This window comes from Veillonella sp. VA137 (assembly GCF_003992015.1).
Classification (GTDB): Bacteria; Bacillota; Negativicutes; order Veillonellales; family Veillonellaceae; genus F0422.
Genome location: NZ_RQVK01000006.1, coordinates 96282 through 117663 on the forward strand (window position 1 = coordinate 96282; position 21382 = coordinate 117663).

Annotated in this window: 18 protein-coding genes and 1 pseudogene; 18 read left to right on the plus strand and 1 reads right to left on the minus strand. The window is 39.7% G+C overall.

Going from position 1 to position 21382, the window contains the following annotated elements; all coding sequences use genetic code 11:
* Positions 1-34 precede the first annotated feature (34 nt).
* From EO116_RS04360 to EO116_RS04390, 7 genes and pseudogenes are all read left to right on the plus strand, one after another.
* Positions 35-604 (plus strand): restriction endonuclease subunit S, encoded by a 570-nt coding sequence (locus tag EO116_RS04360; RefSeq protein ID WP_240629129.1) that lies wholly within the window; start codon positions 35-37, stop codon positions 602-604.
* Positions 605-607: 3 nt separating this feature from the next.
* On the plus strand, positions 608-3838 hold the full coding sequence (locus tag EO116_RS04365) for a type I restriction endonuclease subunit R (RefSeq protein WP_127160795.1): 3231 nt from the start codon (positions 608-610) through the stop codon (positions 3836-3838).
* A gap of 14 nt (positions 3839-3852) precedes the next feature.
* Positions 3853-5028: a restriction endonuclease subunit S gene (locus EO116_RS04370; protein WP_127160796.1), complete on the plus strand. Its 1176-nt coding sequence runs from the start codon at positions 3853-3855 to the stop codon at positions 5026-5028.
* A gap of 125 nt (positions 5029-5153) precedes the next feature.
* Positions 5154-6755: a type I restriction-modification system subunit M gene (locus EO116_RS04375; RefSeq protein WP_127160797.1), complete on the plus strand. Its 1602-nt coding sequence runs from the start codon at positions 5154-5156 to the stop codon at positions 6753-6755.
* 248 nt (positions 6756-7003) lie between these two features.
* Positions 7004-7843, plus strand: coding sequence for an Rpn family recombination-promoting nuclease/putative transposase (locus tag EO116_RS04380; protein ID WP_164726070.1), 840 nt, complete (start codon positions 7004-7006; stop codon positions 7841-7843).
* Between the two features lie 106 nt (positions 7844-7949).
* A pseudogene (locus EO116_RS04385) lies at positions 7950-8465 on the plus strand (restriction endonuclease subunit S); the annotation flags it as partial.
* 97 nt (positions 8466-8562) lie between these two features.
* Positions 8563-9489, plus strand: a complete 927-nt coding sequence (locus tag EO116_RS04390) for a site-specific integrase (RefSeq protein WP_127160800.1) — start codon at positions 8563-8565, stop codon at positions 9487-9489.
* Positions 9490-9601: 112 nt separating this feature from the next.
* Here the strand turns inward: EO116_RS04390 and EO116_RS04395 are convergent, their stop codons facing one another.
* Positions 9602-10774, minus strand: coding sequence for a cyclopropane-fatty-acyl-phospholipid synthase family protein (locus EO116_RS04395; RefSeq protein WP_127160801.1), 1173 nt, complete (start codon positions 10772-10774; stop codon positions 9602-9604).
* 561 nt (positions 10775-11335) lie between these two features.
* Between EO116_RS04395 and EO116_RS04400 the strand changes: the two genes are divergently transcribed.
* From EO116_RS04400 to infB, 11 genes are all read left to right on the plus strand, one after another.
* Positions 11336-12355: a glycosyltransferase family 9 protein gene (locus EO116_RS04400; RefSeq protein WP_127069000.1), complete on the plus strand. Its 1020-nt coding sequence runs from the start codon at positions 11336-11338 to the stop codon at positions 12353-12355.
* Positions 12355-13398, plus strand: a complete 1044-nt coding sequence (locus EO116_RS04405; protein ID WP_127069042.1) for a glycosyltransferase family 9 protein — start codon at positions 12355-12357, stop codon at positions 13396-13398. The genes EO116_RS04400 and EO116_RS04405 overlap by 1 nt, the downstream gene beginning before the upstream one ends.
* 2 nt (positions 13399-13400) lie before the next feature.
* Positions 13401-14312: a 3'-5' exonuclease gene (locus EO116_RS04410; RefSeq protein WP_127068999.1), complete on the plus strand. Its 912-nt coding sequence runs from the start codon at positions 13401-13403 to the stop codon at positions 14310-14312.
* Positions 14313-14343: 31 nt separating this feature from the next.
* A complete protein-coding gene (locus tag EO116_RS04415) occupies positions 14344-15729 on the plus strand; it encodes an aminopeptidase (protein ID WP_127160802.1) in 1386 nt (461 codons plus the stop codon).
* 4 nt (positions 15730-15733) lie between these two features.
* Complete coding sequence (locus EO116_RS04420; RefSeq protein WP_127160803.1) at positions 15734-16114, plus strand: hypothetical protein; 381 nt, start codon at positions 15734-15736, stop codon at positions 16112-16114.
* Between the two features lie 13 nt (positions 16115-16127).
* Positions 16128-16496 (plus strand): arsenate reductase family protein, encoded by a 369-nt coding sequence (locus EO116_RS04425; RefSeq protein WP_126938202.1) that lies wholly within the window; start codon positions 16128-16130, stop codon positions 16494-16496.
* Between the two features lie 107 nt (positions 16497-16603).
* Entirely contained in the window at positions 16604-17062 is a 459-nt protein-coding gene (rimP, locus tag EO116_RS04430) for a ribosome maturation factor RimP (protein WP_127160804.1), read from the plus strand.
* A 12-nt stretch (positions 17063-17074) separates the two neighbouring features.
* Positions 17075-18172 (plus strand): transcription termination factor NusA, encoded by a 1098-nt coding sequence (gene nusA / locus EO116_RS04435; protein ID WP_127160805.1) that lies wholly within the window; start codon positions 17075-17077, stop codon positions 18170-18172.
* A 1-nt stretch (position 18173) separates the two neighbouring features.
* The gene (gene rnpM, locus EO116_RS04440) at positions 18174-18440 is read left to right on the plus strand and encodes an RNase P modulator RnpM (RefSeq protein WP_038145077.1); all 267 of its coding nucleotides are present in this window, start codon (positions 18174-18176) and stop codon (positions 18438-18440) included.
* Complete coding sequence (locus tag EO116_RS04445) at positions 18433-18744, plus strand: ribosomal L7Ae/L30e/S12e/Gadd45 family protein (RefSeq protein ID WP_009372159.1); 312 nt, start codon at positions 18433-18435, stop codon at positions 18742-18744. Before rnpM ends, EO116_RS04445 begins: the two co-directional genes overlap by 8 nt.
* 13 nt (positions 18745-18757) lie before the next feature.
* Positions 18758-21382, plus strand: a complete 2625-nt coding sequence (gene infB, locus EO116_RS04450) for a translation initiation factor IF-2 (protein ID WP_127160806.1) — start codon at positions 18758-18760, stop codon at positions 21380-21382.

The following is a 21382-nucleotide window of genomic DNA, read 5'->3' on the forward strand; positions in this document are numbered from 1 at the left end:
AAATGCAAAAATTAGAGAAAAGGAGATGGTTTCTATGATATGTATCAAAGACTTGTTTCATAGCAATACGGGAGTATCTCAATATCGCTTAGACGAAGATGTCACAGGAGAGGCAAAAATATATACATTGTATGGTCAAAATGAGCTATACGAAGATATACACGGTGTGCCTGGTGAGCGACAAGATCGAAAACAAATTAAAACGACTTTCACAGGGGACTTGCTAGAAGAAGGAGATTTGCTATTCAGTGCTATCTCTGGGGAAGCGACTATCGTCGGTAAAGATCACGAAGGATACATTTTCACACAGAACTATGTGCGTATGGTGCCTACGTCTAAACAGATTGACTGTAAATACATGATGTTTCTTATCAATGAACATCCAAGTATCAAACGCCAGTTCCAACAAAACTTGCAAGGTAGCCAAGTGATTCGGTACAGTTTAAAACTATTGAAAGACATAGAACTGCCGAAGTTACCACCGCTAGAAATACAACGATTAATCGGCGATGTGTATTACAAGGAATTACGAGTGCGTTCCTTGCAACAACGAGTGGCACATAATATGTATACATTACGAGTAGCACAATTACAGGGGGTATAAATAATGGCAGCAGTACGTGAATTAGATTTTGAGCGACAATTAGTAGAGCAATTGACCACAGGGACTATTACGTTGACCCAAGATGTAAAAGAGCACCAAGCTCCGTATGGTTCGCATTTGGTATATAAAAGTAAATTATGGAAGTATGAACCACATATTAAGACTACAGAAGCTATGTGGGAAAACTTTCGAGGTATTTTGTATCAACTGAACCAAGATAAACTGGATAAGCCTTTGAGCGATACAGAGTTTAAACAAGTCCAAAAAGTGATTAACGAGCTATATACACCATACCTAGCGGGGCAATTTCTGTATGGTGTAAATGGTGTATCCCAAGTAGAAGTGGATTTAGATGATGGACGCCATGTGTACCTTACCGTGTTCGACCAAAAACAAATTGGTGCAGGGAATACAGTGTATCAAGTGGTAACACAAATACAACGGGCGCCTAAAATTGCAGGACGACCAGAACGTCGCTTTGATACAACACTCTTAATTAACGGATTGCCGGTCATCCAAATCGAGGAAAAAGCATCGGGACATGCTGCGAATGAGGCATTAAACCAAATGCATCAATACATTGAAGAGCGCCAGTACAGCGATATTTTCTCTACTGTCCAAATCTTGGTGGGTATGACGCCGACACAAATAAAATACATGGCAAACACGACAGCGGAGATGTTCAACAAGGATTTTTCCTTTCAGTGGCAAAATCCAGAAACCAACAAGGTCGTAACAGATTGGAAAGTATTCTCCGATTTGTTCCTCAGCATTCCTATGGCGCACCAAATGTCTACGCAATTTACCATTTTAGATGGCACAAAAAATAAACAGATGTTGAAAGTTATGCGACCATATCAAGTGTATGCGACAAAGGCGGTGTTAAGCCAATTGAAACAGGCAGACTTTACGGCACCTATTAACAAATTGGGATATATTTGGCATACCACAGGATCTGGTAAAACCATTACTAGCTTTAAAACAGCTTGGCTTGCGAGCCGTATGCCACATGTAGATAAAGTGGTGTTCGTGGTGGACCGCATTGCATTGACAAAGCAAACAGAAGAAAACTACAAGGCCTACGACCCAGAGGGTACTATCGATGTAGATGGTAGACAGTTTGATGCAGTAGGTGGCACAGAAAATACAAATGCTTTAAAACGTAAACTCAATGAAAAAGGTAACGGTATTATCGTGACGTCCGTACAAAAATTGACGAAGTTAATCCAACGCAAAGACTTTACATTGCCGAAGAAAAACTTTGTATTCATTGTCGATGAAGCTCATCGTTCTACGGGCGGTGATAGTTTCGAGGAGTTGCAAACAGTATTTAAAGGTGCTGCTTGGGTTGGCTATACAGGAACGCCGATGTTTGATGAAGTGGCTGGAAAAAACACAACGAAAACACGTGAAGTATTTGGTGAATTGCTCCATGCCTATACCATTCGCGAAGCCATTGCGGACAAAAACGTACTAGGTTTTAAAGTAGACTTTGAGACGACAATTGATGAGACGAATATGAAGGAACATTACTTGCCTATGTTCTATCGCCATACCCATCCGAATTGGTCAGAGGCAGACATCCAGCATCGTATTAACAACCTCACACCAGATGATATGGACGACATGATCGAGCCAAGTTTCTACGATAACAACAAAGACCACGTCCGTTTGGTGGTGGAAGATATCTTTAAACATTGGAAAAATCGTTCTGTGGAGGGCAAGTACAATGCGATGCTCACCACCCATGTAGGGGGCAACCGTCCGAGTACGCCCATGGCGATGATGTACTTTGACGAATTTGAAAGAGTGAACCAAGAGCGAGCAGCGCGTAATGAGTTTACGTTAAAAGTGGGGGTTACATTTAGTGCTAGTACTAATAATAGCGATACCCAACTGGAAACGAACAATGGATTGCTACGGGCGATGAATCATTATAACAAGTTATTCGGCACAAATTTTGGTCTTGATGATGTGTCTGGGTATACTCAAGATTTGACGACACGATTGAACCGTACCGCAAGAGATGGTCAATACTTGGATATCGTCATCGTAGTGGATCAATTACTAACCGGATTTGATGCACCACAGATGAATACGTTGTACGTAGATCGTACGTTGAAAGGAGCTTTGCTCATTCAGGCCTATTCTAGAACAAATCGTATTGCTGACTCAAATAGTAAACATTGGGGGCGGATTGTGAACTATCGCTGGCCCGTGCAAAATGAGAAGTTGATGAATGAAGCCTTGAGTGTCTATGCGAATCGTTCGTCTGCTAATGTGCAAACGACATTGATAGAGCCTAAAGATTTGGAAGATGACGGCGTATTGGCAAAAAAATTCAAAGACCAATTAGCGGAAGTACAACATGTGGTGAACCGCTTGGCGGATTTGACAGATACTTTCACAGAGGTGCCACCTAGTGAAGCGAAACAGGAGGAAATGTTTGAGTTGATGCGCAAATATAGCTCGGGCATGTCCAAGTTGAAACAATATGATGCGGAGCAGCTAGATGGGGAGACCATCGGTTTTGATTATGACAAACCAGAAGATTTGGTGGCTATGGTGGGCATGACGGTGGAACAGGAAGAAGTGCTGACCACATCCCTATACAATGATTTGAAAGAGCGCATGGCGAAGAAGTACGATGTGCCAGTGGCGCAAATTGAATTACGCATGACACACGTGAAAGACGTGCAAGTGAACTACGATTACTTGACGGAGCTCGTAGAAGCCTTGATGAATGCAGTCCACGAAGAGCGTATGGACGATGCGGATGCGTACCGTATACGGATTCAAGACTTTGCCATGGCACTGGAAGATCGTCAATATGCGAAACAAATCAACAAGGCGGCAGAAGCTATCTATACAGGGGAATATCCGCCACAAGGCAGCGATATGACCTATCCAGTGCAACTCAAAACTAGCGATACCATTATCCAAGAGGCGAACACGATGATTGTGAAAGATGAAATCTTTGAGTTCCGCCAAAAATGGGGTATCGTTGATTGTATTCGTAGCGAAGAATTGCTAACACTATTTGCGAACCATGTGTATGGTAAAAAGGACTTTGACGATACGGGTCGCATGACGGAATTGAAAAAAGCAGCAAGGAAAGAGTACATGGTAAAAGCTCAAGACCCAACCGTGAAAGAGATGAAAACAATCGCCTACGGGAATAAATTGATTGAGGCTATCTATGACTTTGCCGATGCGTACGTAAGTGAAGGATAAAGAGAGGTGTCACAATGAGTGAAACAAAACGTAAAGTACCAAAACTCAGATTCCCTGGATTTACGGAAGATTGGGAACAGCGTAAGTTTAGTGAATTGTTTATGTTGAAGTCAGGATATGCATTTAACTTAGATGAGTATTCTAAAAATGGAATACCAATTATTAATGGTGAATCTATCAGAGATGGATATATTTGTGGTGAAAAATTTAATTATCTTCCTAATGATTATATTGAAAAATATAAAGAATTTTTGATTACCGCAGAAGATATTGTGATAGGACTGAATAGACCCATCATAAATGGTAGTTTAAAAATAGCTCGTATTCCTAAATATATTGATAAAGGAATGCTTTATCAAAGAGCGGGGAAAGTAAGTTTAAAAATAAATTTGGATTTGAGGTTTGTTTATTATTTGCTGTCTAAAGAAGTTTTAGTGTTTACTAATAAAGAAGCCGTAGGTTCTGATCAGCCATTCATAAAAACGACAAAATTAAATGAATGGAGTATGTATTTATCACCATATATGGAGGAAAATAGTCAAATTGGAAGTTTATTGCAACACATTGATGACTACATCACCCTTCATCAGCGTAAGTTAGAAAACTTAAAATTAAAGAAAAAAGCATTACTTCAAAAAATGTTTCCGAAAAATGGAGAACAATTTCCAGAACTTCGTTTTCCAGGATTTACGGATGCTTGGGAACAGCGTAAGTTGGGGGAGATATTAAAAGTTAATTCTGGAAAAGATTATAAACATTTAGAAAATGGAGATATTCCAGTTTATGGGACTGGCGGATATATGCTTAGTGTGAATGAAGCACTGTCTGAAGTTGATGCGATAGGGATTGGGAGAAAAGGTACAATAGATAAGCCTCAATATTTAAAGGCACCTTTTTGGACAGTTGATACACTGTTTTATTTGGTGCCATTAGAGAAATATTCGTGTTCACTTTTATATCACTTATCTAACCTTATACCATGGAAAAAATTTGATGAGTCCACAGGTGTACCTAGTTTATCGAAATCAACTATTGATGGTATTCAAGTAAATATACCAAAAGATAAAAAGGAACAAGATACGATTTCTATGTTATTTGACCGAATAAACAACCTCATCGCCCTTCATCAGCGTAAGCTAGAACACTTACAACTTCAGAAGAAGGCTCTTCTTCAACAAATGTTTGTCTAGCATAAGCGGATAGGCAGTGTATACTTTCAGCGAGTAAAGCAGTCTGCTTGCTTTCAGAAACTTTCACAAAATATAACGTAAAACACAAAAACAGATACAAGAGAGATATGACAAAGGAGATTTTTATGGCAAATGTAAAAGCGCAAACGATTTCTAGCCAATTATGGGCGATTGCCAACGATTTACGTGGCACGATGGACGCAAGTTCTTTCAAAGATTATATTCTTCCCTTCTTATTCTATAAATATTTGTCTACTCATCAAGAAGAATACTTGGTGGACAGCGGTTTGGTCGATCCTTCTGAAGGGAAATCTGTGAACGAACTGTATAAGGAGATTGTGGAGCAAGAGGGCTTGGAAGATTGCCTCATGGATATTGCAGGCTCTTTGGGATATGCTATCAATCCGGAAGATACTTGGGTATCTTTAACGGAAAGCATTCATAATGGTACGGTCGTCCCTGGAGATTATCAACGCATCTTTGAAAACTTTAATGCCAATGCGGAAATCAATCAAGAGGCATCTGCAGATTTCAGAGGTATTTTTAACTATATCAACCTAGGCGATTCTGGTTTGGGGGCTACCACAGCTGGACGTACGAAAACGCTCAATGCGGTAGTATCGAAAATTGATGAAATTGAGTACAAGGATGAAAGTGGTAAAGATATTCTAGGTGAAATTTATGAATATTTAATCGGCAAGTTCGCAGCGAATGCGGGCAAAAAAGGTGGCGAGTTCTACACGCCTCACGAGGTCAGTATCATTTTGGCAAAATTGGTAACAGCGAATTTGGAGAACCGAGAAGATACTTTCACTGTCTATGACCCGACCATGGGTTCTGGTTCCTTGCTGCTTACGGTGCGTAACGAGATTCCTGATGGTTCCCGTCAAGGGGCGGTGAGCTTTTACGGGCAAGAGCTGAACACGGTGACGTACAACTTGGCGCGCATGAACCTCATGATGCACGGCGTAACCTATAACAACATGAATTTGCACAATGCGGACACCCTTGAAAGTGATTGGCCAGATGGGGTGGACCATGATGGCATCGACCGTCCGCGATCCTTTGATGCGGTGGTAGCGAACCCTCCGTATTCTGCGAAATGGGACAACAATGAAAGTAAATTGAAAGACCCTCGTTTTAGCGATTATGGCAAGTTGGCGCCAGCGTCCAAAGCAGACTATGCTTTCATCTTGCATAGCTTGTACCATTTGAATACAGAAGGAACGATGGCCATCGTATTGCCACATGGTGTGCTATTCCGTGGCGCAGCGGAAGGTAAAATTCGGGAGACCCTCATCGAGAAAAATTACTTGGATGCAGTCATTGGGTTGCCAGCGAACTTGTTCTATGGCACGAGCATTCCTACCACGATTTTAGTGTTCAAAAAGAACCGCACGAACCGTGATGTGTTGTTTATCGATGCGAGCAATGAGTTTGAAAAAGGGAAAAACCAAAATAACTTGAGTGAAGAAAATATTGCTAAGATTATCGACACTTACCGCAACCGTGTGGATGTAGAGAAGTACGCACATGTGGCAAGCCTAGAGGAAATTAAGGAGAACGATTATAACTTGAATATCCCTCGTTACGTAGACACTTTCGAAGAAGAGGAAGAACTGGATCTTGATGAAATCAATCGTATGATTGAACAAGATAACCGTGACATTGCAGCGTTGGAAAAAGAAATTGCAGAGCAGTTGGCATTATTGGGAGTGAAACTGTAGAAAGTTTTTTGACATAGTTAAATAATAGGGAGACGATGCGACTAGTGAGGGCTGGTCGCATCGTTTTTGTGTTGCGGTCTTATGTTTTTATGAAGTTAATATTTCACTGTTAAAAGTGTGTAATACTGGTAGGAAATTTTAAAGGGTAAATTGTTCTTAAATAGAAGTGTAACGTTAGATGGTAAAGGTGTATCTACCTAGAGTCTAATTGTGGTATAATTTTGGTAAGAATGAAAGTGAGGCATTGTATGCGTATTAAATCATTCGATGAACTGACCATTCAGGACAATTTTATCTTTCAAAAGGTCATGCTAAAGAAACCCATTTGTAAGGCAGTCTTGGAACGGTTGCTGGATATTTCTATCAAGGATATCGTCTATATCCAGGAGGAGAAAACTCTGGATGTGAGCTTGGAAACGAAAAGTGTTCGCTTAGATGTGTATGTTAATGACGAAAGAGGAACTGTATTCAATATCGAAATGCAAACCAGCAAGGATATGGAAGAACTGGTAAAGCGCACACGTTTTTATCAAAGTATTTTGGATATGTACCATTTACAAAAAGGGCAGAAGTACATGACATTAAATGATTCGTATATTATTTTTATTTGTACATTCCCTGTGTTCAGCGGAAATCGTCATAAGTACACGTTTAGAAATGTTTGTATGGAAGAACATGATATTCTGTTGAACGATGGGGCTACAAAATTATTTTTAAGTACCAAGGGTAAAATGGATGATATTTCGAAGCCGTTGCAACGGTTTTTAGATTATGTGGATGGTCATGCTGCATCGGACGATTTACTACGAGATATTGAAAGTGCCGTAGATGAGGCAAAACATTGTGAGACTTGGAGGGAGGAATATTCAATGCTATCAATGGATCATTATACATATTGGAAAGAAGGCGTGGCCGAGGGTCGTGCCGAAGGACGGGCAGAAGGTCTAGCCGAAGGTAAAACTGAAGGTAAAGCTGAAGTTGTGGTTCAGATGTTACGTAAGCGATTATCCTTGGAAATGATTGCTGAAGTTACCAAGTTTACTGTAGAAGAAGTCACTACCATTGCGAAAGAACATTCATTAATGTAATTTAGTTTTATATTGCTTTGAGGTAAATATTATGAGAAAAGAAAGTTGATTGTAATGTGTCGGCTTTCTTTTTTTTAATTGCTTCTCTACATATACTTGGGAACAGCGTAAGTTCAGTGAATTGTATGAAAAAGTTACTGAGAAGAATGATTTAAGCTTTAAGTTAGATAAAGTTATTTCTGTAGCTAGCATGTATTATAAAAGTGATGCAAAGGTATCTTCTGAAGAATACTTAAAGACATATAATATATTTAGATATGGTGAAATAGCATTTGAGGGAAATAAAAGTAAAGAGTACTCTTACGGGAGGTTTGTAGAAAATACAATTGGTGATGGGATTGTGTCTCATGTTTTTGAGGTCTTTAAACCGATTGCTGAATATGATATAAAATATTGGAAATATTTTATTAATTATGAACCAATCATGGGGAAAATATTATCACGCTGTACGAAAAAGACTACAATGATGACAAATCTTGTTGAAGCTGATTTTCTTAAAGAGGAGATCTTGGTACCTAAAGTAGAAGAACAAGCAAAAATTGGAGAATTTATATCTAAGTTTGACAACCTCATCACCCTTCATCAGCGTAAGTATTTCCCAATCGTTCACAATACAGGATAGATATAAGATAACTCCCTGTATGCTTTTTTTGAAATATACGAGTAAGATATGTATAAGAGCCATTTCTATGTTGTCATGTAAATGAAGAGGTGTGAATATGGTAAAGGCTGAGGAAGGATCGGAATTATTTTGCAAGTATTATGAACGGTGGATTCGGATGTACAAGGAAGGGGCTATTCGAGAGGTAACCATGAAGAAGTACGAGATTACGTTGGTATGGTTACAGAAATTGGTGCCTGACTTACGACTTTCAGGGTTAAATCGAATTACCTATCAACAATTATTAAACGACTATGCAGTGTATCATGAACGACAAACAACGATGGACTTTCACCATCAGTTGAAAGCAGCTGTACTGGATGCGGTGGATGAAGGATTCATTGATCGGGATCCGACACGAAAAGCAATCATTAAGGGAAAGGCCCCGAAAGAAAAGAAGATTAAGTATTTAAATCAGTTCGAGTTGCACACGTTGCTGGTACATTTACATCTTACGCCGGAAATTAATTGGGACTGGTTTATTTTTATTATTGCCAAGACAGGCATGCGTTTTTCAGAAGCGTTAGCATTGACGCCAAAAGACTTTGATTTTTCGCATCAATCACTGATTGTGAATAAAACCTGGGATTACAAAGGGAATGGTGGATTTTTGCCTACGAAAAATAACTCCTCTGTGCGAAAGATTCAATTGGATTGGCAAACGATTATTAAATTTTCTGAATTAATCAGAGATTTACCAGAGGACAAACCAATCTTTGTGAAAGGCCCTGTGTACAATTCAACGGTAAATGATAGGTTAGAGAGATATTGTAAGGACTTAGGGATTCCCGTTATTTCTGTTCACGGATTACGACATACCCATGCATCGTTGTTGCTGTTTGCGGGGGTATCCATTGCCAGTGTTGCCAGGCGGTTAGGTCATGCCAGCATGACCACAACGCAGAAAACATATATCCATATCATTCAAGAGTTGGAAAATAGGGATATTGATTTGGTCATGCGATCGATGGCAGGGCTGGTATAAATTATTTTCATAGAATGGCTCTTTTTACATAACAAAGAGCTGTCACTCATATGTAGTAAATCCTACACATACAGTGACAGCTCCTATCGTATTAAATGCTACCATATATGACTTAGTACCAACGTGTTAATGGTAATGTATTGTTAATGCATTTTGTCATCAGAATTTGATGCAAATCCATGTTACCAATATAGAAACCAGCGGCACAACCACATAGGTATAAATCCCACATGCGTACAAATTCCGTGCCCCGTACTTGTTCTACTTTGTCACGAACTCCTTGGAAATTATTGTACCAATGCATCAATGTTTTGTAATAGTGAAAGCGTAAATTTTCCACATCCAGAACATTCATATCATATTCGTAGGCAAGACCAATGATTTCTCTTAGGGAAGGCAAGGATCCACCAGGGAAGATGTATTTACGAATCCATGCACTGGTTTCCTTTTCAGCAGGATCACTAATATAATGAAGTAAAAATAAGCCACCTTCTTTTAGCATAGCTGAGGCATCTTCCATGTATATAGGTAAATTAGGGCGACCTACATGTTCTAACATGCCTACACTTACCATACGATCGAACTGACGACCAGAGGCGGCTACATCGCGATAATCTTTTAGATCAATTTCCACTTGCCCCTCAAGACCAAATTGTTTAATTCGCTCTTGGCCTTTTTTCCATTGCTCTTCTGATAATGTACAGCCATAGCCTTTGACTCCATATTTTAGGGCCGCTTCAATGAGTAGGAAGCCCCAACCGCAACCAATATCAAGGAGTGTCATACCTTCTTGTAAGTGTAATTTATCAAGAATATGATGTACTTTTTGATATTGTGCATCTTTAAGACTGTCATTTTCCGTTTTGAAATAGGCACAAGAATAACTCATAGTTTCATCGAGCCATAAAGTATAGAAATCATTCCCTAAATCATAATGGGATGAAACTTGTTGTTTTTGATCTTTCTTTCTAAGCCCCATATTAAATAGGGAACTAAGTACTTTTTTGTTAATAGAGTCTTTGTTAACATGACCTAATACGACGCAAAGAGCTTTGAATAAATCTCCTTCAATTTCTATATCTTTGCGCATGTAAGCTTCGCCAAGCGCTAATTCGGCGGATACTAATATATCTTTTTTAGGGATATCTTTATTGACAATAATTGTAAACTCTGGATCTCCTTCACCGATTGTATATGCGTTATTGCCAACTTTTACAATAAAGCAATGATCATTAAATCGTTCCAAATAGTGTACTAAAAAAGTATCAAAAAGTTTAGAAAACATAAGTAAGTCCTTTCTTGCCTTTATGCATAATATACAGTATATGCATCATTTAGACGTGCATTTAAATCATTCACCTAATCATACATGACGCGGTTTGTAAAGTGACATAGCAAATATAGATACTATTAAAAAGAAAAGTCCTTGGATTATGGGGATTTCTGATATACCATATATATTTGATATGAATAGGTAAACCTAATGAAGACATTATATACCCTTTATACAGAAAATACATTATATACATAAACAAATCAATTTGGCTAATATATGTGTGTATTGTATTATAAAGTTTGCGTCACATGTGATATAATAATCGATTACTAAATTTTTAATAATATTTTACTAAAGCTTTATTAAATTATGTTTACAGAAAAGATATCTGTTGAACGGCAGTTGTTACAGGTAGATACTTTAAGCTTAATATATGAGGTGTATATCCTTGAAGTATTGAAATAGATTATGAAAGGATCTAAAGAAAAATATAAAATACTTTGTCATCTTTGTTTCTATCTTATGGTATACTAATAGAGTATAGTTATAGGTAAATGAAAGGGATGGAGTATGAAAGAAGATGTACGAATTTTAATCATTAAAATGAGTTCTCTAGGTGATATTATTCATGCCTTACCAACGCTGTATGCGTTGCGCCAGCAATATCCAAAAGCACATATTGCATGGGCCGTTCATGAACAGTTTAAAGATGTTATTCCTCCAAAACCTTGGGTGGATGAAATCATTATCATAGATAAAAAACAATTAAAATGTCTTTCCTATTGGAAAGAATTATGGAAGTTATTGCATGACAAGCACTTTGATATTTCTTTAGATTTGCAATCCATTGCAAAAAGTGCCATCGTGGCTGCTCTTAGTGGAGCGAAGAAACGTTATGCATACTGGGAACTTCGTGAGGGTAGTTGGCTGGTGAACATAGCACTAGTAGGTGACCATAAAATGGATCACGTTATCGAGCGTTATTTAGATACGTCTCGTGCCTTGGGCTGTAACGTAGATGACATCGTGTTCCCTTTGCCGACTTTCACAGAGGCAGAAGCTACGGTAACACAGAAATTAAATGATAGAGGCGCTTTCATCGAAAATCCTTATATTGTTATTGCTCCAGGTGCGCGTTGGGCAGTGAAAGAATGGCCTATTTCTCATTTTATCGACCTCGGTAAACGCTTGGTGGCAGCCAGTGAGACGGTGGTGCTCATTGGAGCTAAAGAAGATGAGGAAAAAGGGCGTGCCATTGTGGACGGAGTCGGTAGTGACAATGTGGTGAATCTCATTGGGGATACGAATCTAAAAGAACTCATTGAGGTCATTCGTCATAGCGCTTTGTACATCAGTGCTGATACTGGTCCTCTGCATATTGCGAATGCTTTAAAAGTACCATTGATTGCTCTATTTGGGACGACTTGCCCAGAACGGACAGGTCCGTATGGGGGCGATCATATTCATATTATTGTGTCACCTACATCACGGGCGACTCTAGAACAACCGTTGGTAGAAGATTTGGAGTGTATGGCACAAATTACAGTGGACACTGTATTTGATACAGTGAAAGAAATGAGGAATCTATGATAGAGTTAGATGGAAAGCGGATTGTGGTAACCTTCTTGATGCATTTAGGCGATGTGGTGCTTACCACACCGTTTATCCATGCTCTTAGAAAGTTGGCGCCTCACAGTCATATTACTTATGTGATAGACAAGAAGCTAGCGGATGTATATCGTCATAATCCTTACATTGATGAGTTAGTGGAAGTGGATAAAAAAGGCATCCATAATAGCATTGGTGGATTGAATCAAATTGCTAAAGACATTCGGAGACAAGGACCAGTAGATGTAGTCATTAATTTGCACCCTAATGAACGGACTTCCTATTTAGCTTGGAAATTGAAAGCCAAGGTGACCACAGGGATGAGTCATTTTCTGTTCCGTCCATTTATGACGAAGGTGACGCGGTTGAACCGAAAAACGTTGCATGCCGCTCAGATGTATATGAATGTGTTAGAACAGTTAGAATATGCGGTAGAACATGAAGGATTAGAAATCTTTACTAGTTCTGAGTGGAACCAAAAGGTACAGGAATTTTATGCCTCCCAAGGAGTGGCGGAAACGGATCACCTCATCGGATTTAATATTGGTAGTGCGGTGCCGGAAAAACGTTGGCCTAAGGAACGGTTTGCCCACATTGCAGATACCTTAGCTAAAGAAGGATATAAAATTGTATTTTTCGGTGGTCCCATGGATGAAGATATGGTGCAGGACGTGCTAGATACGATGACAGAACCAGCCATTAAGGGAACGGGACAATTCAGCATTGGAGAATTGGCAGAAGCCATGAAACGATGTGATTGTTTGGTGACTAATGACTCGGGTCCTATGCATGTAGGGGTAAGCCAGGGGGTGCCTATCGTGGCGCTCTATGGTCCGTCGAATCCAGCCTTGTATGGTCCTTTCACAGAGAATGCGGTGGTCTTAGAGTCTATGGACCATTACGACGTGAATAAAAATATGAAACAGGTTTTGAAGGAAGGTAATTATAAAGGATTGTCTGTCATTTCTGAGGAATCTGTATTAGCAGGCATACGGATAATGTTAGAGAGAAAGGGTATGAACTAAGGATGCACTATATTGTATTTGACTTGGAATGGAACCAGCCCTATACATTAGAACCGAATATGATACGACGATCGGGCTTTCCCTTCATCGGTGAAATTATACAAATAGGCGCCGTAAAATTGGATGAAAGTTTGCAAATTGTAGACCAATTTGAAGTGTTTATTACTCCTAAATTTTTACCTGTTATGCATCATTCCGTGGAGAAGTTAACTCATATTACTATGGATAAACTGCGTAAAGAAGGGGTGTCTTTCCGCCGTGGATGTGAGAAGTTTTTACGCTTTATTGGTTCTGATGGTATTTTGATATCTTGGGGACCCGATGATATTGAAATGTTGATGGATAATGCCCTTTGTCACAAGGTACATGTACATCAGGAAGTGCCTTGGTTTGATGCACAATCTTTATATGCAAAAACGATGCACAATTGTAGCCAACAATATGCATTGCAAAAAGCGATGGATGAGATGCATGTGAAAGCGCCTAATTTACAAGCTCATAATGGATTGCATGATGCCATCTGTACAGCCATGGTATGCCAACGATTTCCGTTTTTAGAAGCATTACAAAAGAAGCGAGAAAAACAAGGGAAACAACGATGTTTTTACGGACTTTCACGGCATGAACATAAAATATTTGAGTCCATTGTGACCATGCCTCGTATATTCCGACAAAGCAATCGAGCGAAAACCACATGTCCTGTTTGTAAGGAACCCCTGCACTTAGACCCTATTGTGGGGGTGGTAAAACATCGCTTTTTATCAATGGGAGCTTGCAAGGAACATGGTACATTTGGGGTTCATTGGTATGTGGGAAAATCGATTAGTAAGCATTTAGGAAAACGATATTATGTTTCCAAAATGGTTACGAATGCACCTAAAGGATTGCGTGAATTGTATGCGCGTAAAAAATAACAATTAGAATTAAGAAAGAAAGGAGCTAAGTATGGAACGTAGAAATGCTTGGCATGAATATACAGAACAACAATTACAAGAAATTGATACTTTGGCAACGAAGTATCGCCATTTTCTAGATCATGGTAAAACTGAACGTGAATGTGTGGACCAAATTGTAGCGGCCGCGGAAGCAGCTGGATACCGTAATATGGATAGTATTATCAAAGAAGGTGCTACGCTGAAAGCGGGTGATAAGGTCTATTATGTGCACATGAAAAAAGCGGTAGCTATGGTGAATATCGGTACAGAACCGATTGAACAAGGGATGAATATCTTAGGGGCTCATATTGATTCTCCTCGGTTAGATGTGAAGCAAAATCCATTCTATGTGGATAGTGATTTAGCACTATTAGATACACATTATTATGGGGGTATCAAAAAATACCAATGGGTGACCATGCCACTAGCGATCCATGGTGTGGTGGTAAAACGTGATGGCACTGTCATCAATCTTGCTGTCGGTGAAAGCCCAACAGACCCAGTATTCTGTGTAACCGACTTATTGCCACATTTGGGACAGGAACAAATGGAGAAAAAAGCTGCCAAAGTGGTAGAAGGAGAACAATTGGACCTTCTTATTGGTAGCCGTCCTGTGAAAGGCGAACTAAAAGATGGCGTGAAAGCCTATGTGTTGCAAGTACTACAAGAGCAATATGGTTTTGAAGAAGAAGATTTCTTGTCTGCAGAACTTGAAATTGTACCAGCTGGTGCAGCTAGAGAGTTAGGGTTCGACCGTTCTATGATCATCGGCTATGGACAAGATGACCGTGTATGTGCCTACACATCCTTAGTAGCGATGTTAGAAACTGAGAACGTAAGCCGTACTACCTGTACTTTATTGGTAGACAAAGAAGAAATCGGTTCTGTTGGTGCAACAGGTATGCAATCTCGTTTCTTTGAGAACTTTATGGCAGAATTGTTAGAAGCTATGGGTCATACTTCTCCATTAGCAGTACGTCGTACTCTATCTAACAGTCACATGTTATCTTCTGATGTAAGTGCTGGTTTTGATCCACTCTATGCGAGTGCCTTTGAAAAGAAAAATGCTGCTTTCTTAGGCCGTGGTGTAGTATTTAATAAATTTACTGGTTCCCGTGGTAAAAGCGGCTCCAATGATGCCAATGCAGAATACATGGCTCGCATTCGTTATTTGATGGACCAAGATAATATTTCTTATCAAACAGCTGAATTAGGTCGAGTAGATCTTGGTGGAGGCGGTACCATTGCGTATATCATGGCTCTCTATGGTATGAATGTAATCGACTGTGGCGTAGCTGTGCTTAGTATGCACTCTCCTTGGGAGGTGACGAGCAAAGCCGATATTTACGAAGCAAAACGTTGTTATTTAGCCTTCTTAGCGGCGAAAGGGGAATAATCCTATGTCAACACAGGGTGAAACGGAACGCGTGAAAGTAGATATTTTTAGTATGACTAAAGAGGAAGCAGCACAATTTGTGAAAGATAAAGCCTACTTTATGATGGTCCTTCGCAAATTGATGTATGAATATTGCCCCATCGTAAAGGTGGAACGGTTTGAGCCTACGGAAGGTGAAAGTATCTCGGGATACTTAACGAAGGAAATGGAACAAGATCAAATACCGGTATTGTCGGTGGTGTTAGACCCTTTCGAAGTGTCGGCTATGAAAGTGGCAGAGGAACGAGGTAAATTAAAAGAGTATGTCTTTGCGGCTAGCGAAATGACAGAAGTTTTATTGAAAGTATTAAAAGAAAAGTTTTGTAATGGTAATACAGAACAATAGAAAGGACAGAGAAATGTTATATATTGAATATCCAAAATGTACGACTTGCAAACGAGCAAAAAAATATTTAGATGACCATGGTATTAGCTATACCCATCGTGATATTAAAGAAGAAAACCCAACTGCAGAAGAATTAGGTGTATGGTATCCGAAGAGTAAAAAAGCAGACATTAAAGCTTTCTTTAATACATCCGGTCAAATTTATCGTGGAGAAGGAATCAAAGATAAATTGCCAACTATGACAGAGGATGAAAAACTCGCTTTATTGGCAACCAATGGTATGTTGGTGAAACGTCCTATTTTGGTCTTAGAAGATACAGTGCTTGTTGGATTTAAAGAAGCAGAGTGGGAAGAAGCGTTAAAACGCAACGGTTTACTGTAGCTATTTTTAGTTAGTTGTGGTATACTAGAGGTAACTTTTATAGAATCTATTAAAAGAGTGAGCTGCGGCTCACTCTTTCTCTTATACTGTGGCAAGGAGGGGATAAGATGAAACGTGACGCCGTAGAGGAATTTGTGTCCGAAGTAGTAGAAACGATTATAGAGTCTACGGAGTTAGAGCTTGTGGATGTGGAATACGTGCATGAGCGGGAATGGTACTTGCGCGTATTTTTAGACAAAGAGGGAGGCATCGATTTAGATGACTGCCAAATGGTGAGTGAAAAATTAAGCGAAGTATTGGATGCAAAAGACCCAATCAAAGAGAATTACTTGTTAGAAGTATCTTCTCCAGGATTGGACCGAGTGTTGAAAAAAGAAAAAGATTTTATTCGATACCATGGACGTGAGGTAGATATTCAATTGTTTAAACCCATAGATGGTAAAAAGCAATACACAGGATCTTTGCAAGGCTATTCGGATGAATTCATCACCATTCAGGTGCAAGAAGAACGTATTGACCTAGAACGTGCAGCAATTGCACAAATTCGTTTACATTTAGATTTTTAGGGGAGGAAACCAGTGAGTCAAGAATTAGTACAAGCGGTATTAGCAGTTACTAAACAAAAAGGTGTGGCACCAGAGATTATTTTTGATTCTCTTGAAGTGGCATTGTTACAAGCCTATCGCAAAGAGGTAGGAGCAAATCAAGAGGCCTATATTTATTTCAATCGTGAAACAGGAGATTACAAAGTGTTGGCTAAGAAAACAGTAGTGGACACGCCTGAAAATGAGGAAGTAGAAATTGCCTTAGCAGATGCTCGTCAATTAGACAAACGTATGGAAATCGGCGATATTATCGAAGTGGATGTGACGCCAAAAAACTTCGGTCGCAGTGCAGCCCATACGGCAAAACAATTGTTGATTCAACGCTTGAAAGAAGCAGAACGCAACATTGTCTATGATGAATATTCCAACCGTGAAGGCGATATTTTGACTGGTTTGGTAGAACGCATTGAGGGTCGAAATGTATTCATTAATCTAGGAAAAACTGAGGCGATTTTACCTGTATCTGAGCAAATTCCTAGTGAAAGCTATGCTGTGGGAGACCGCATTAAATGCTACATTGTGGAAGTGAAAAAGACCACAAAAGGGCCTCAAATCATGATTTCCCGTACACATCCAGGTCTATTAAAGCGCTTGTTTGAATTAGAAGTGCCAGAAATTTCAGAAGGTACAGTGGAATTGAAATCGGTAGCTCGTGAACCAGGTATGCGTTCTAAAATCGCTGTTGTATCTCGCGAGGAAGAAGTAGATGCAGTAGGCGCTTGTGTAGGTCCTAAAGGACAACGTGTACAAAATATCGTGGATGAGCTAAATGGCGAAAAAATCGATATTGTAAAATGGGATGAAGATCCAGCGGTATACATTGCCAATGCCTTAAGTCCAGCGAAAGTAGTAAGCGTAGTAGCACGTGATGAAGAAAAAACATCTTCTGTTGTGGTGCCAGATTACCAACTTTCACTAGCTATCGGTAAAGCAGGTCAAAATGCTCGTTTAGCAGCGAAGTTAACAAATTGGAAAATCGATATTAAAAGTGAAACACAAGCCGCTGAAGCCGGTGAATATGTGGAATCTGATGATATGATTTCCTTGGATGCTTTTGGAGATGAAGACTAATATGAAACAGAAGTCTCAGCCTATGCGAGTATGTGTGGGATGTGGAGAACTTCTTCCCAAGAAAGAGTTAACACGTGTTGTGTTGAGTCCAACGGGAGAGATTTCTATTGACCCCACAGGTAAAGCTCCTGGACGGGGAGCCTATATGGAAATGAAAGTAGAATGCCTAGACATGGCGTATAAAGCCAAACGATTAGAGCGTTCGTTAAAACATAAAGTTTCACAAGAAATTTATGAATCTTTAAAGGAACAAATATCCCATGAATAAAGAAAAAGTGTTGAATATATTAGGATTAGCACAGCGAGCAGGTCGCTTATTATCTGGCGATTTTGTAGTGGAACGGTCCATGAAGCGGCAAGCCTATCCTCTGTTGATTATGGCGGAAGATTGTGCGCAGAATAATGCTAAAAAATATATGCACTTAGCCGAGTCTCATCAGGTGCCCCTTCGTTTAGTAGGGACCAAAGAAGAATTAGGTAGAGCATTGGGAAAAGAAATGCGAGCAGTTATATTAGTAAATGATGCTGGATTTGCTAAATCCTTGCTAGCTGAAATAGATAAGAATCAGTAGAGGGGGAATGTAGATGTCCAAAAAAAGAGTATATGAAGTAGCAAAAGACTTAGGTGTAGAAAATAAAGTAGTGATTGATGCTTTAAAAAAGCACAATGTAGAAGTGAAAAGCCATATGAGTACAGTGGAGGATTCACAAGTATCTATGATTAAACAATCGTTAGCAGGTGGCGCTAAACAAACACAAAGTGAAGCACCAAAAGCAACTCAGCAAGCACCGCAAAAGAAAGTACACGAATACCGTCGTAATGAAGATGGTGAAAGACGTGGACCTAAACAAGATAGAAATCATCGCAATGATCGTAACGATCGTGGTGAAAAGCGTGACCGCCCATTCAATCGTGATGGTAAAAACAATGGTCAACGCGATCAACGCAATGACAGAAATGACCGCGGAGATAATCGTTCTAACCAACGAAATGGTCAAAACCGTGATGGTCGTCGTCCAGAAGGTCGCAATGATCAACGTCAAGATAATCGCAATGTCGGTAATCGCCCTAACAATGGTGGCAGATTTGACCGTAATAATGATCGTAACAATGACCGCAACAACAATCGTAATACTGATCGTCGCAATGATGGACAACGTCGTGAACGTCGTTTAGAAATTCCACAGGTGGATCCAGCAATCACAGCGAAACCAGAAGGTCGTGATCGTCAAGCCAGCCGTGAAGTGGATCGTCAAAAAGAAAATCGCCGTTTTGAATCTGAACATCGTAACGAAAATCGCAATGAGCGACGTAATAAAAAAGATAAAAAAGGTAAAAAAGGAGAACGTACACAATCTTTAGTATCTTCTGCATTACAAAAAAATAAAAATAAAGTTAAACAACGTAATGAGCAACACATCAAACAAAAAGAAGAAGAACGCCGTAAGGCTGAAGCAGCGATTGCTACGTCTATCGAACTATCTGGTCCGTTAACGGTTAAAGAGTTGGCTGAAAAAATGGGCCGTGAAGTATCTGAGATCATCAAAAAATTGATGATGCTAGGTGTTATGGCTACTATCAACCAAGAAATTGATGTGGAAACGGCTATGGTATTGGCAGAAGACTTCGGCGTAGAAGTGGTAGAAGTAGAGCCTGAACAAGATCCTACAGAAATTATCGAAATCGAAGATAGCCCAGAAAGCTTACAAGCTCGTCCTCCAGTTGTTACGATTATGGGTCACGTTGACCATGGTAAAACTTCTTTATTGGATGTGATTCGTTCTACGAATGTAACAGCCTCTGAAGCAGGTGGTATTACGCAACATATCGGTGCCTACCAAGTTCGCTATGAAGGTAATAAAATTACATTCCTTGATACACCAGGCCATGAAGCTTTCACAGCCATGCGTTTGCGTGGTGCTCAATCCACGGACATCGCAGTCCTTGTGGTAGCTGCTGATGACGGTGTTATGCCACAAACCATCGAAGCTATCAACCACGCTAAATCCGCAGAAGTGCCAATTATCGTAGCTATCAATAAAATGGATAAATCAGGTGCTAATCCTGACCATGTAAAACAACAACTGTCTGAGCACGGTTTGTTACCAGAAGAAGGGGGCGGTGATACTATCATGGTTCCTGTATCTGCTAAACAACGTCAAGGTATTGAAGACCTATTGGAAACTATCTTGTTGGTAGCAGAAGTACAAGAATTGAAAGCGAACCCTAACCGCAAGGCACAAGGTATCGTTATCGAAGCCCAATTGGATAAAGGCCGTGGTCCAGTATGTACAGTATTGGTACAAAAAGGTTCCTTACGTGTAGGAGAAACGATTCTTGCTGGTGTAGCATACGGTAAAGTACGTGCCATGACGAATGAACGTGGGGAAAAAGTGAAAGTAGCTCGTCCATCTATGCCTGTGGAGATTTTAGGTTTATCCGATGTGCCGCAAGCTGGTGAAGTGATGTTCGCTGTAGATGACAACGAAGCTCGTTCCATTGCAGAAAAACGTATTGAAAAACAACGCATTACTGAAATGAATGCGAAAACAAAAGTCACTCTTGATGATTTGTTTAATCAAATGCAACAAGGGGAATTAAAAGACTTAAATATTATTATCAAAGGTGACGTACAAGGTTCTGTAGAAGCATTGCGTCAATCCTTAGAGGGCATTAAAAACCCAGAAGTACGCATCAATATTATCCACAGTGCAGTAGGTGCCATTAACGAATCTGACGTAATGTTAGCCTCTGCATCGGGTGCGATTATAATCGGCTTTAACGTGCGTCCAGATGCGAATGTACGTAAAGAAGCAGAAAAAGAAAGTGTTGACCTTCGTACATACCGTGTTATTTACGATGCAATTAATGAAATCGAAGCCGCTATGCGTGGCATGTTAACTCCTGAATTTAAAGAAGTTATCCTAGGCCGTGCAGAAGTTCGCCAAGTGATTTCTACTCCGAAAGCTATCGTAGCTGGTTCCTATGTAACGGAAGGTAAAATCACAAATAACTCTGAAATTCGCTTAATCCGTGATGGTATTGTTATCCATGAAGGTCATATTGATTCCTTGCGCCGTTTCAAAGATGAAGTGAAAGAAGTAGCGACAAGCTTTGAATGTGGTATTTCTTTGGAACGTTACCGCGATGTGAAAGAAGGCGATGTGATCGAAGCGTACAAAATGGAAGAAATTGCCCCAGAATTATAG